Source organism: Mucilaginibacter sp. OK098, assembly GCF_900142915.1.
Lineage (GTDB): Bacteria > Bacteroidota > Bacteroidia > Sphingobacteriales > Sphingobacteriaceae > Mucilaginibacter.
The window spans coordinates 1-14,676 of sequence record NZ_FRCM01000008.1; the positions used below are offsets into that span (position 1 = coordinate 1).

Annotated in this window: 4 protein-coding genes; all 4 read right to left on the reverse strand. The window is 46.4% G+C overall.

Features of this window, described 5'->3' with window-relative positions:
• Positions 1-6,740 (reverse strand): type I polyketide synthase (locus BUE31_RS24510; RefSeq protein ID WP_073406506.1); only part of this gene is annotated, 6,740 nt, incomplete at its 3' end.
• Positions 6,741-7,640: 900 nt separating this feature from the next.
• The gene (locus BUE31_RS24515) at positions 7,641-8,075 is read right to left on the reverse strand and encodes a MarR family winged helix-turn-helix transcriptional regulator (protein WP_073406507.1); all 435 of its coding nucleotides are present in this window, start codon (positions 8,073-8,075) and stop codon (positions 7,641-7,643) included.
• Positions 8,076-8,097: 22 nt separating this feature from the next.
• The gene (locus BUE31_RS24520; protein ID WP_073406508.1) at positions 8,098-11,385 is read right to left on the reverse strand and encodes an efflux RND transporter permease subunit; all 3,288 of its coding nucleotides are present in this window, start codon (positions 11,383-11,385) and stop codon (positions 8,098-8,100) included.
• Positions 11,382-14,639, reverse strand: coding sequence for an efflux RND transporter permease subunit (locus tag BUE31_RS24525; RefSeq protein ID WP_073406509.1), 3,258 nt, complete (start codon positions 14,637-14,639; stop codon positions 11,382-11,384). The genes BUE31_RS24520 and BUE31_RS24525 overlap by 4 nt, the downstream gene beginning before the upstream one ends.
• Positions 14,640-14,676: the final 37 nt, after the last annotated feature.

A 14,676-nucleotide genomic window follows, 5' to 3' on the forward strand; every position in this document is an offset into this window, starting at 1 on the left:
GGGTCGGGGTCATAATAATGCTCCACATCCCAGCGTTCACGCGGTACTTCCCTGATCGCATCCACCCCATCCCTTAACAGCTCCCAAAACGCTTCCGGGTCCTTCGCTCCCGGGAACCTGCAGCCCATCCCGATCACCGCTATCGGCTCATGGTCATGGTTTGCCTGTGCCGGTATCACTTTTTCTTCCGCTTCTTTTACCCAGCCCAGTTCTTCCAGCAGGTGGTCTTTTAACGCATTTATTCTCGGATAGTTAAACCCTACCGTTGCCGCCACACTGATCCCCAGCTCCCGCTGCAGCCTGTTGCGCAGCTCCAGCGCCATCAGCGAGTCCATCCCCAGCTCCGAGAAACCTGCTTCACGCTCCTGCATCCTGCCCTCTTCCATACCGAGGATGCTCCCCAACAGGTTCTCCAGGTATATAGCCAGTTGTTCCCCTCTTGCCGCCATAGCAGCTTTCTCCAGTTCCTGCCGCATCGTGCTGCCGCTTTGCGCCTGTTTTACCAGCTTGCTTAACAGGTGCTTTTTGTGCCCTGCTTCTTTTATATATTGTTCCCAGTCTATTTCAAATACGCCTGCGTTGGTTTCTCCTGTAGCTAATACATAATCCAGCGCTGCCAGCGCCTTTTCGCTTGTTAAAGCGCTTATTCCCATCCTTTGCATCCTTGCCCGGTCGGCGCTGCCCAATGCCGCTGCCATGCCGCCTGCCGCCCATGGCCCCCAGCTGATCACCGTCCCTGCAAGGCCCTGCGACCGCCGGTAGCTGCACAGCCCTTCCATATAGCTGTTCGCTGCTGCATAGTTCCCCTGCCCGGCAAACCCTAACACCGCTGCTGCCGATGAGTAGCATACAAAGAAGTCCAGCGGCTCGTTTGCTGTCAGCTCGTGCAGCAGCCAGCCGCCTGCGGCTTTCGGATGCAGCACCTGTTCAAAACTGCTGCTGTCCAGGTTCTCCAGCAGCCCGTCTGCCAGTGTACCTGCCGCATGGATGATCCCCTTCAGTGGCCTTTTCCCTGACCTGATCGTTTTGAAAAGCGTTTCCATGTCGCTGCGGTTGCCCACATCGCCTTGTACTATTCGTATAATGGTTCCGGTTTGCTGCGCCTGCTTTGCCAGCGCTTCCGGCACGATTGTGCCGTTGCGGCTCAGCAGCAGGATCTCTCCCGCACCCCGCGCCGACAGCCAGCCTGCCGTGGCTATTCCCAGCGCGCCTGTGCCGCCGCTGACCAGGTAGCTCCCTGTTTTATCTGCTTTAAATGTTTTTGTTGTTTGCTTTGGCTGGATCTCTTCCAGTTTCGCTGCATATCTTTTCCCGTCCCGATAGGCTACCCGTTCTGCCACCGCCCTGCCGCCAAGTTCCGGCAGCAGCTGGCTTACCGGCCCACGGTAGTCTATCATCACCGGTTGCCATTGCGGCAGCTCGCTGCCCAAAACGCCTGTTAAGCCGCTCAGTGCTGCCTGGCCTGCTACCGTGCTTTCGGTCCCTTTTTCATTTACCGCCTGGCCGCCGTGGCTCAGCACCCACAGCCGAGCCGTTGCCGTCATGCCTGCCAGCGTCCTGATCAGCGCCTGCAGGTGTACCAGCTCCTGCACAATATGTCCTGCTGTGGCGCCACTTTCCAGATCAAGCCCGCGCCCGTAAACAATTCCTGTTATACCGCTTTGCAGTGCTGCCTCTACTATCGCCTTATAATGTTCTGCTGCCTGCCCTGCCGCTACTTCTTTTACTTTGGCTCCACGGCCCGTAAGCGCGGCTGACAGCTCATGCATCTCTCCACCATTGTCCATAAACAGCAGCCAGTTGCCTGGTGTGCCGTTCAGTCCTTCACCCGCCTGCAATGCCGCTGCTTCCCAGTTTACACGGTAAAGCAGCTTGTCAAGTACTGGATTGCCCTGGGTACTGTAACGCCGTTCCAGCTCTTCCAGCAGCCGGGGCAACAGCGATACTCCCTGCTCTTCCAGTTCCAGCGCCGTGCTCAGTTCTGCCCTGAGCGTTTCCAGATCTGTTGCGCCAAGCCTGCTCAGCAGGCCTGGTTCTTTTATCTCCTGTTTTTGTTCTGTTGTTACCCAGTACCTGCTGCGCTGAAAGGGATAGGTGGGCAGCTGTACTTTCTTCCTTTTGCCCAAAAAGCCTTCCCAGTTTACCGCGCAACCCGCTGCATACAGCGCTGCCAGGCTGGCGGACAGCTGTTCACGCCCGTCTTTCTCCCGTCTTAGGCTGTGCTGCCACTGCGGCTGCTTCCCTGTATCGTTCAGGCATTGCATCCCCAGCGGTAAAAGCACGGCCTTCGGCCCAAGCTCTAAATAAATGTCTATGCCTGCCTTTTCCAGCGTGGCCATTCCAGCCCTGAAGTTTACCGGCGCCAGCACATGTGCTGTCCAATAGGCTGCCGTAGTTATTTCTTCGCCTGCCTGTTCCCCGCTTACCAGCGAGATCAGCGGGATAGCGGGTTTGTTGTATTGGATCTCCCCGGCTATCTTCCCGAAGGCTGCCGTTACCGGCTCCATCAGGCCTGAGTGGAACGCATGCGACACCTCCAGGCGTACTGTCTTTATTCCTGCCTTTTCCAGCGCTGTTTCCAGTGCGTCAAGGCTTGCGCTTTCTCCCGATATTACCGTTTGCTGCGGGCTGTTCAGCGCCGCTATCCACAACTTATCTTTATAGCTTTTTAAAAAGCTGGTCAGCTTGTCTTCTCCTGTATATACATTCATCATCCCGCCCGCTTTCGGCAGTGCTCCCATCAGCCGCCCGCGGTTCACCACCAGCTTCATCCCGTCTTCCAGGCTGAAAACCCCGGCAACGCAGGCTGCCGTATATTCTCCTACGCTATGCCCCAGCACCAGGTCCGGCATAATACCCCAGTGCTGCCACAGCTGCGCCAGCGACCAGCCTAAAGAGAACAGCGCCGGCTGGCTGTAGGTCGTATCGTTTATTAATCCTTCGTCCCCTTTTTCAGGGTACAGCATTTCCAGCAGCGATATAGTGTGATAGCTGCTGAACAGCTTACTGCAGCGATCCAGCGCTGAACGGAATACCGGTTCTTCTTCATACAACGCCCTGCCCATTCCTGCATATTGTGAGCCCTGACCGGTAAACAGCCAGGCCTGCTGCGGAGTTCCCTGCTGCGGGGACTCGCCCTGATAAACGCCTTTTGCCGTCTTCCCCGAAAGCCAGCCTTTTAGCTGCGCTGTTACCGTCGCCGCATCTGTTCCTGTTATTCCCAGACGGTGGCTGAAATGGCTCCGCCCTGCGCCTGCTGTATAGCATACCGAGCTCAAATCCACCACTCCGCCAACGCCCTCTAAATAGCTTACATAGCGCTCCGCTAAATCCCGTAAGCTTCCTAAATCACGACCCGAGATAGCTAAAATATATTCTGCGGGTTCAGGAAGCGGGTTGGTAACCTCTGGTGCTTCTTCAATTATTGCATGAGCGTTAGTCCCTCCAAAGCCAAAGGAGCTTACAGCAGCTATCCGTTTTCCGTTATTAAAATTCCAATTTGTTTGTTTTGCGGCAATTTTCAGGCGGTTATCATCCCACTCAATTAGTGGATTTATGCTGCTGAAATTTATATGCGGGGGAATTTCTTTGTGCTGCAATGCAAGTATCAATTTAATAACACCTGCAATACCCGCTGCAGATTCGAGGTGACCGATATGTGTTTTTACAGAACCAACCATGCATGGGTTTTCATTCTGTCTTCCTTCAAGTAAAACAGAAGAGAATGAATTTATCTCTATGGGGTCGCCTAAAGATGTGCCGGTGCCATGCGCTTCCAAATAAGATACCTGTTCAGCACTTACACCGGCATTGGCTAAAGCCTGCCTGATAACCCTTACCTGCGAAGGGCCATTTGGCGCGGTAATACCATTGCTCCGTCCGTCCTGGTTTATAGCTGTTCCCCTTATAACTGCCTGGATCCTGTCGCCATCCGCAATGGCATCTTCCAGTCTTTTTAAAATAATTATTCCACAACCTTCACCCCTTACATAGCCGTCGGCGGCAGCATCAAAAGTTTTACACTTGCCGTCAGGCGCCAGCATACCTGCTTTTGCAAATACAACGCTCAGTTCGGGGCTTAATATAAGGTTTACACCACCTGCTAAAGCAGTATCTATTTCCCCGGTGCGCAAGCTTTGGCAAGCCTGGTGGATTGACACCAAAGAAGAAGAGCAAGCTGTATCAATTGACATGCTTGGCCCTTTAAGATTTAAAAAATAGGAAAGTCTGTTAGCAGCTATACTCGAAGCATTACCAGTGCCTGCGTACTGATCAAAACGGGTTACAGAATTCGACTGAATTCGCTGATAATCGTTGTTACTGATCCCAATGTAAATGCCAGTTTTATATTCGGGCAAATCAGATAGTGACGTTCCCGCATTCTCCAATGCTTCCCATGCAACTTCGAGCAACAACCTTTGCTGCGGGTCCATTGCAGAAGCTTCGCGTGGTGAGATCCCAAAAAATAAAGGATCAAACTCTTCCAGCTTATTTAAAAACCCGCCCCAGGTAATGGTATCAAGAATGGTTTTGTCTTCAACGATTTTTTCCAGGTCAGCTTCTTCCCACCTTCCTTCAGGCAATTTTCTAACAGCACTCACGTCCTGCTTTAATAGCTCCCAAAAAGCTTCGGGGTTATCGGCCATAGGGAACCTGCAACCCATTCCTACTATGGCTATCGGGCTGTACCCATTTAAATTTTTCTCCTGTGGAGCTGTTATTGCGGTTAATTGTTCATCTGATGATAAATAATTAGCCAACGCACGGATAGTAGGATAATTGTAAACCAGGGTAGCTTCCACCTTACGCGAAAGAAGGCTACCCAAAGCCCCTGTCATCTCAGCAGCAAACAATGAGTCCATACCCATCATTTCAAACGTATCGGTTGCTTTTATTGCTGCTGGGTTTAAGTTCATTTCCTTCGCCATCAAAGCTGTTATCCAGGCTTCAATAGTTTTGCCATCAACAGATCTTTCGTTTGATTCAACAGCAGATTCGCTTAACAAATCTATGGCAGGCGTATTGTTTACCCATTCAGCAACAATTGTAAGCTTGCTATCTGTAAATGCCTGTTTACAAGCTCTTCTCTGTATTTTTCCGCTTGAAGTTTTAGGTAACGATGCTGGCATCAGTAAAGAAATGGCATAAACCTGCAAGTCATGATCTAAAGAAACCTGCTTTCTGATAGCAGCAAATACATCTTCAGGATCTAATTTTGAAAGATGCCCGCGGTTAACTTCCTGTACAATTACCAGTTGTTCTTTTCCGCCCACCTCTATACTAAAGGCTGCGCCGCCATCCTGTTTTAATGCTGGATGGCTTTTTTCGGCAGTCACTTCAATATCCTGCGGATAATGATTCAGCCCTCTTATTATAATAAGATCTTTTAGCCTACCGGTAATAAAAAGCTCGTCATTATGGTAAAAGCCAAGGTCGCCTGTCCTTAAGAAAGGCCCTTCACTACTGTCCTTTAAGCGAGCTTTAAATACCTCTTCTGTCTCTTTTTCTCTTTTCCAATATCCAAGGGCACAGGAAGGGCCACCAATCCATATTTCACCAATGCAACCCGGTTCTGAAAGCTCCATTGTTTCAGGGTCAACAATAATTATTTTTGTGTCCAGCACATATGAGCCATGCCCTGCAAAATATTGAGAGCCCGGTTCACCATCCTTCATCACAACCACCAGGTTCTTTTCAAGGGCAGCGGAATTAATAGACAGGAAGGTTACCCGCTTGCTTTTGTGAACAGTAGATACTTTCAGTGTAGACTCGGCCAAACCATAGGCCGGAGTAAATGTTTCGGGCCTGAAACCATATTGCTTGTATTTTTCAGAAAACTCTCTTATTGTTTCTACCCTTACCGGTTCTGTACCAATCATGGCCATCTCCCAGCTGCTCAGATCCAAATCTTTGATCTGGTCAGTTGTAGTGCTTTTACAGCATAAAGAATAGGCAAAATTAGGGGCCGGGCTATGGGTGCCTTTATATTTGGATATTGCTTCGAGCCATCGCAGCGGACGCTGGATAAAAGAGGCGGGAGCCATTAAATAACATGGAAATCCGTTGTATAAAGGTTGTAAAAGCCCATAAATTAAACCAAGATCATGGAAAATAGGCAACCATGTAACCATAACACTGTTTTCGCTGTGTTCATAGGTAGCATCAAGATCCTGCAGGTTGTAAATAATATTTTTGTGGGTCACCATTACCCCTTTGGGGGTACCGGTTGATCCGGATGTGTACTGTAAATAAGCAATTGAATTCTCGTCAATAGTTATTTCTTTATAATCCTGCCAGCGTTCATCCTTTTCCAGGTCAGAAAGTATGCGGTTAAGGGCCTGCAGCTTGCTCTCATTGTTATCGTGTTTTTCAAAGTTTGGAGCAACATTCGAGGTGGTAAGCACCAGGTTTGCCTTCGCATCACTTATTATAGCGTCCAATCTTTCAAGCGACCTGTTTTTACGCGGCGGATAAACCGGTATAGCTACCACACCCGCAAAAAGGCATGCAAAAAAAGCAACAACGTAATCAAGCCCCGGATTGTAAATTAACAGTACCCTGTCGCCCTTTTTGGTAACACGCTGAATACAGCCGGCAAGGTGTAATACCCGTTTATATAATGATAAATAAGAAAAGCTTTCGGCTTGGTCTTCTCCATCTTTTAAGTAAACATAAGCAGTCCTTTCGGGAGATTTTTCCGATCGGAATTTTAAAAGATCAACCAGGTTAATTGCCTGCATATTAGTAAATAATAGGGTTTATACATTTATTTCCAGTACACAATTATTTACAGCGAAACCTTTAAAAAAGGGTTTTAAGCTGCAAAAGCCATTATTCTACTACTATTTAAGATTGATTTGGGATATAATTTTTCATATAGGTTAGGTTAAGGTTATAGGTTTCTACTGTAAAAAATTAACTAATTGTTTTTTTGCAAATAATACTGCTTACATAGTGTTAATACAATACCGAAATATTAAACGCAATATTAACATACCTGCATTAAGCCACAACTATGTTTGTTTTAATTTTTAGTTAATAAACACTACCTGTTTATACCAGGTTTTGATTAATCAATTCTCTTTTAAAATTTGTATGAAAGAACAGGATCCATTTGGATATCAATTTAACACGATTTTTTTAACCGAAAAAAGTTTTGCCTATCGGCATAAAATATTGTGAAAAATTCAAAAAAAATAATTAGTTACGTAAGGTTACTGCCCACACGCGTTGCAAAAGGCATAGTTTTTAATTTGATTGATATTAGTTTTGTCTAATAATGGAATAGAATTCGATTCCATGTTTGTTTTTTGTGATATCATGGTGTCCAGGTTTAAAGACCAAATATATATAATTAATTATTAACTTAATAATTAATTAAAGGGATATTTTTAAAAAACAGATATTCATGGAGTTAGCGATAGATTATTCCTTTTACGCTGATATTTAATTTCAATGAATACTAAATATAAATTACCGGCAACCCCAAATGATTCTGATTAATACGTTGTACAGTCTGGCATTCGTACTTTTGGGGTGCACTTCAGAAATCTGTTTACATTCTCTCTTTCAAAACCGTCGTTTTTTCCATTGATGGAGATTGCCCAGCAAAAACACGATGATAAAGAAAAGCGGCGTAATTAAAAAGCTACCTTCTTCACCAAATTCTGCTGGATCATTTCCGACACTTCAAAAAACGTCATCAGTTTTTGCCGCTCTATTCCGGCCTCGGCCAGTTGATTTATTTTTTCAATGCTTATTTCAATATGCGGTATGGAGCTGACGGCCGAGGGAGAAAGCGATATGTAATGCTGACGCCTGTCGTCGGGATTGATGTTTATTTGTACCAGTCCGCGTTTTTCTAACTCAAAAACAATCACTGCTGTACGCGATTTATCAATCTGAAGCAGCTCTGCAAGTTTGTTTTGAGTTACCGGTTTTTCCTGCGTGGCAAGGACCAGTAAAACTTCAAAGTGATGGTCGAGCTCAAGAGCAGAAAGTTCTTTTGAGATCATTCTTGTGTATAAATTGTTGATCTTTTTTAATCGTTGCGATATTAACTGTACACTTTTCATACGCTACTTTATAGGGGGTAAATCAATTTCCGTTATTTCTCTCATGTTCTTCCCGCGATGACTTATTTTCAGCATGGGCCATAGCAATATCATATTCCAGCTCGGGGTCAATATTCTGCTCTTCTACTTTTTGGGCTTTTTCCATCAGCTCCTCATGATGATCCTGCAGCCATTTCAGTTGTTTTTTACCATACGAAAAACGGGTAAACAATACAAACAACAGAGGTACAATAAATATGGAGATAGTTGATGATGCAATCATGCCGCCAAGCACAGTTACTCCAATGGTATTCCTGGAAGCTGCGCCAGCACCGGTTGCCAGTGCAAGCGGCAATACGCCAAGTATAAATGCCAGCGAGGTCATAATAATAGGCCGTAAACGTAAACGCACGGCTTCAAGGGTTGATTTGAGAAGCTCTTCGCCACGGTCAACCCTGATCTTGGCAAATTCAACGATCAGGATAGCGTTTTTGGCTGATAATCCTATCAGCGTGATCAATCCAATTTGGGCGTACACATTATTGGTTAGCGCAGGGATGCAGGTAAGTGCCAGGATAGCGCCAAAAGCGCTTATCGGCACAGCAAGCATTACCGAAAAAGGCACCGACCAGCTTTCATACAATGCGGCCAGGAACAGGAACACAAATATGATACAGAACAGAAAGATATAAACCGTGGTTGAGCCTGCTTTGATCTCTTCATAGCTCAATCCGGAAAACTCAATAGTGTATCCCCGGGGCAGCACTTTGGCTGCCAGTGCCTTTAAGGCGTCCAAACTTTGCCCGCTGCTATAACCGTCAGGAATGGCGCCGTCAACTTCGGCCGACCGGAAAATATTAAAGTGTGAGATCAGCGGCGCGGCAACAGTAGGCTTATAATGAATAACTGTGCTCAGCGGCACCATATCACCGACCGAATTCCTGACATAATATTTATCCATGTTTGATATCAGCGACCTGTAGGCTGTATCAGCCTGCACCACTACGTGGTAAGTTCTGTTATACAGGGTAAAGTTATTCACAAACAAGCTGCCCATATAGGCCTGCATGGTCGAAAACACGTCAGAAATATTTACACCTAGCTTTTGGCATTTTTCCCTGTCAACCGTAAGATCATAGCTTGGCGTATGAGCCGAAAAGTAGCTAAAGGCGGTGGATATTTCCGGGATCTTATGCGCTTCGGCAACAAACTTTTTAATAACTTTTTCAAACTGGTGAATATCGTCAGTAGAGCTTCCCTGTTCAATTTGCATGCTGAACCCTGCTGCAAGGCCAATGCCTCTTATTGGCGGCGGCTGGATCACCACCACACTTGCATTTTTTATCCCGGCTTTGGCAATCCGTTTTTTTATCGCATCAGTAATGCCCGCTACTTGGGTAGCCGGCGTGGTACGGTCATCCCACGGGGTGAGCATACAAAACATAGAGCCGTTGTTCGAATTTGCGCCGCCATTTAATATGTTAAAGCCTGATATGGCCGTGTAGTGCAAAATACCTGGTGTTGAGCCAACTATCTTCATCAGCTTTTCCATTACGTTTACTGACTGCGTGGTTGAAGACGCTTCCGGTAATTGGTAGGTAACAAAAAGCCGCCCTCCGTCTTCCGAAGGCACAAAACCGGATGGCTTGGTTTTAAATAAAAGGATAGTGCCCCCGCAAATACATACCAGTATAATAATTACAAACCTTGAATGTTTAATACTGCGTTTTACCCCATTTGAATATTTGAAGGTTACTTTTTCAAACCAGGTATTAAAATGATAGAAAAACTTATCAAGCCAGTTTGATGATTTTTTGTTCACATGGCTGGGCCGTAAAAGCAAGGTGCACAATGCGGGAGTTAATGAAAGCGCAATAAAGGCTGAAAACATAACCGAGATGGCGATAGTGATAGCAAATTGCTGATACAGCCGGCCTACAATACCGGGAATAAACCCTACCGGCACAAATACCGAAGCTAAAATGAGCGCTATGGCAACTACCGGTGCAGAGATCTCTTTCATGGCGTGGTAGGTAGCCTCTTTGGGCGACATGTGCTGCTCATCAATATAATGCTGAACAGCCTCCACCACAATAATGGCATCATCAACCACAATACCTATGGCCAGCACAAAGCCAAACATAGTTAGGGTGTTTATGGTAAAGCCAAGCGGTATAAAAAAGCAGAATGTAGCCAAAATTGATACCGGGATAGCCAAAATTGGGATCAAAGACGACCGCCAGTTTTGAAGGAACAGGAACACTACAACCGCCACCAAACCAAGCGCTTTTAGCAGGGTGCCGATAACCTCCTGCATAGAAACCTTTATGATAGTTACAGACTCAAACGGAACGGTATAATCAACATCTGCCGGGAATGATTTTTTCAGCTTTGCCAGCTCGGCATAAACGTTCTCAGCTGTTTGGAGTGCATTGCTTCCCGGCGATTGATAAACCTGGATAGTTGAGCACCGGTTCCCGTCGGCAAAGGCGTTGCTTGAAAAAGTGAATTTGCCAAGCTCTATCCTCGCAATATCTTTAAGGTAAACCAGCTCGCCGGTTGCCGGGATGGTTTTTACGATAACCTTTTCATATTCGGGCACTTTATTAAGCATCCCGTTAACCAATATACCGATCTCATTTGACTGTGATGATTTTTGCGGAGGAGCCCCTGCCGAGCCCGCTGCCACATATACGTTTTGCGCATCCAGCGCAGCAACCACGTCAGCAGGTGTTAAATGGTACGATGCCATTTTTTCAGGATTCATCCAAATCCGCATGCTGAAGTTATCAGTACGGGCGCTTACATCACCAACTCCCGGAACGCGGAGAATAGCATCTTCAATAAACGTATTGGTGTAATTATCAAGAAAAGTGATGTTATGCGTTTTCTTTGGCGAATAAATAGCGATCAGCATCAACTGGTCAGGGTTGCTTGCGCGCACTGTTAAGCCAAGCTTGCTTACTACAGATGGCAGGATGGGTTTAGCTATCCCTACTCGGTTCTGCACGTTCAATGCGGCAATTTGCACATTGGTGCCAATATTAAAGGTAACCCTTATGCCTACACCACCGCTGTTGGTACTGGTGCTGGTCATGTATTCCATTCCGGGGGTTCCGTTCACCTGTTCCTCAACAGGGATTGCAACCGTTTGCTCCACCGTTTGGGCATCAGCGCCTGTATACGATCCGTTAACCGAAACACTCGGCGGTGAGATATTGGGGTACTGATCAACCGCTAAATTAAAAAGGCAAATAGTACCCGAGATCATCAAAACTATTGAGATAACAATTGCGGTAACCGGCCTTTTTATGAATGTATTTGCAATCATATATGATCGGGGTTACTAAGCGAACGTGATTTTTCAATCTCGTATTCCAGCTCGGGGTCAATATTTTGTGCTTCTACCTTCCTGGCTTTTTCCATCAGATCCTCGTGATGCAATTTCAGGTATTCCAATTTTTCTTTACCGTAGGATAAACGGGTAATCAACACGTACAGCACAGGCACTATAAATATGGCAATGGTTGATGCGGCAAGCATCCCGCCCAAAACAGTAAAACCAATGGTACGCCTGGCTACCGCCCCCGCGCCCGTCGCCAAAACCAACGGCAACACGCCCAGGATAAACGCCAGCGACGTCATGATAATAGGCCGTAAACGCAGGCTAACCGCATCCAGGGTTGATTTTAAAAGATCCTCTCCCCTGTCAACCCGCACTTTTGCAAACTCCACAATCAGGATGGCATTTTTGGCCGCAAGACCAATTAACGTTATCAAACCTATTTGTGCATAAACGTTATTGGTAAGCCCGGGTACAAACAGCAGGGCAAGTATGGCTCCAAAAGCGCCCACCGGCACAGCAAGCAGTACCGAAAAAGGCACCGACCAGCTTTCGTACAAGGCCGCCAGGAAAAGGAACACAAATGTAATAGAGAACAGGAAAATATAAATGGTGGTTGAACCTGCCTTTTGTTCCTCATAGCTCAAGCCAGAGAATTCATAAGTATAACCTTCAGGCAATGTTTTAGCCAGCTCCTGCAAAGCGGTCAATGCCTGGTTGCTGCTGTAACCATCGGCATTTGAGCCGTCAATTTCTGCTGTGCGGAAAATATTAAAGTGCGAGATCAGCGGCGCTGCTTCTGTTGGCTTATAGCTTATTAATGTGCCAAGCGGAACCATTGTGCCTGCCTGGTTGCGTACATAATATTTATCCATGTCTGACACCACAGTTCTAAAAGCGGTATCGGCCTGCACCACTACGTGGAAAGTACGGTTATATGTGGTAAAGTCATTAATATACAAACTGCCCATATAAGCCTGTATAGTTGTAAAAACATCGGCTACGTTAACGCCCAGCTTTTCGCATTTTTCCCTGTCAACATTCAGGCTCACATTAGGAGTATGTGCGGTAAAAAAGCTGTAGGCTTTAGTTATTGCCGGGTTTTTATTTGCCCGGGCAACAAAATCATTTACCACCTTTTCAAAGGCATGCACATCGTCATTTGTGCTGCGCTGCTCTATCTGCATGCTGAAACCTACTGTTGAGCCAACACCTGGTAACGGCGAAGGCTGAATAACCTCCACATTGGCATTATTGATCCCTGCATCACGAATGCGTTTTTGCAGTACGCTGATTATTCCGGGCACCTGCTCGCTTGATCTCGAACGGTCATCCCATGGGGCAAGCTGGCAATAAATGGTGCCGTTATTTGAGTTGCTGGCATTGGTTACCACGTTAAGGCCTGATAGGGCTGCGTAATGCGCCACACCCGGCGTTGTGCCAATAACATGCATCAGCTTGCTCATCACATCAACAGATGCTGCTGTAGACGAGGCCGGCGGAAGCTGGAAAGTGACGTATAAATTTCCATCGTCTTCAGAAGGGATGAATCCCGATGGTTTTGCCTGGAACATAAAATAAGCGCCTGCACAAATGCACAACAATAAAATGATGATATACCTTGAACCCGCGATGCTTTTTTTAACCCCATTGGTATATTTAGCGGTAACCCTGTCAAACCAGGCGTTAAACTTGTTAAACCATTTAGTTAAGCCCCTGGCTTTTTTGCTGGTATCTGTCGGTTTTAATAATAGGGTACACAGGGCCGGGGTTAATGATAATGCTATAAAAGCAGATATAATTACCGATATGGCGATAGTGATGGCAAACTGCTGGTATAAGCGCCCAACTATGCCCGGAATAAAGCCAACGGGCACAAACACCGCAGCAAGGATAAGCGCAATAGCTACAACCGGCGCCGAAATATCCTTCATAGCCTGGTAGGTAGCTTCCTTGGCCGACATTTTATCATGATCGATATAATGCTGCACGGCCTCAACCACAATAATGGCATCATCAACCACAATACCAATGGCCAGCACAAAACCGAACATGGTTAAGGTATTTATAGTAAAGCCTAAAGGGATAAAGAAGCAGAACGTACCAAAAATAGATACAGGGATGGCCAAAACAGGTATTAATGTTGACCGCCAGTTTTGCAGGAACAGGAACACCACAATGGCAACCAGGCCCAGCGTTTTTAATAAGGTGCCCACAACATCCTGCATTGAAACTTTTACTACCGTAACTGATTCAAACGGTACGCTGTATTCAACATCAGCCGGGAAAGTTTGCCTTAATTTTGCCAGCTGATCATAAACCCCCTTTGCCGTTGCCAGCGCATTACTTCCGGGCGCCTGGTAAATTTGAAGGTAAGATGCCCGGTGCCCATCAACAAACGAATTGCTCGAAAAAGTAAACTTTCCAAGCTCAACCCTTGCCACATCTTTAAGATAAACCAAAGCCCCCGTTGAAGGAATTGTTTTTACAATAACATTTTCAAATTCAGATACTTTGCTCAACCTGCCGTTAACCAAAATCCCCAGCTCGTAGGTCTGACTCGATGCCTGCGGTGGCACTCCGGCTGTTCCGGCTGCTACCTGTACGTTTTGGGCATTAAGCGCATTAATAACATCGGTTGGGGTTAAGCTGTATGCAGCCATTTTTTCAGGATTCATCCATATGCGCATACTAAAATCGTCGGTAAACCTGTTTATGCTGCCTACGCCCGGCACCCGCAATAATGCATCCTGGATAAATATATTGGTATAGTTATCAAGGAAAGTAATGTTGTGTGTGTTTTTTGGCGCGTAAATAGCCACCATCATGAGCATACTTGGGTTAAGCGCGCGTACGGTTAGCCCTAACCGGCTAACTACCGCAGGCATCAGCGGCGTAGCAATACTTACCCGGTTTTGAACATCAAGCGCAGCCACATCAATATCAGTACCTATTTTAAAAGTAACATTCATTGACATCAGCCCATTATTGGTGCTGTTGCTTTGCATGTATTCCATGCCCGGGGTTCCGTTAACCTGTTCTTCTATAGGAGTGGCCACGGTTTGTTCTACCGTTTGCGCATCGGCGCCTGTAAACTGGCCATTAACCTGTACAATAGGCGGGGTAATATCCGGATACTGGTCAATAGGCAGCAGCAGGATACATACTATCCCTGTAATTACCAGCACAATAGAGATCACTATGGCTGTTACAGGTCTTTTTATAAAGGTATTAGCAATCATATTTTAATTTCATCTAAATAAATGCAGCTTACACCGC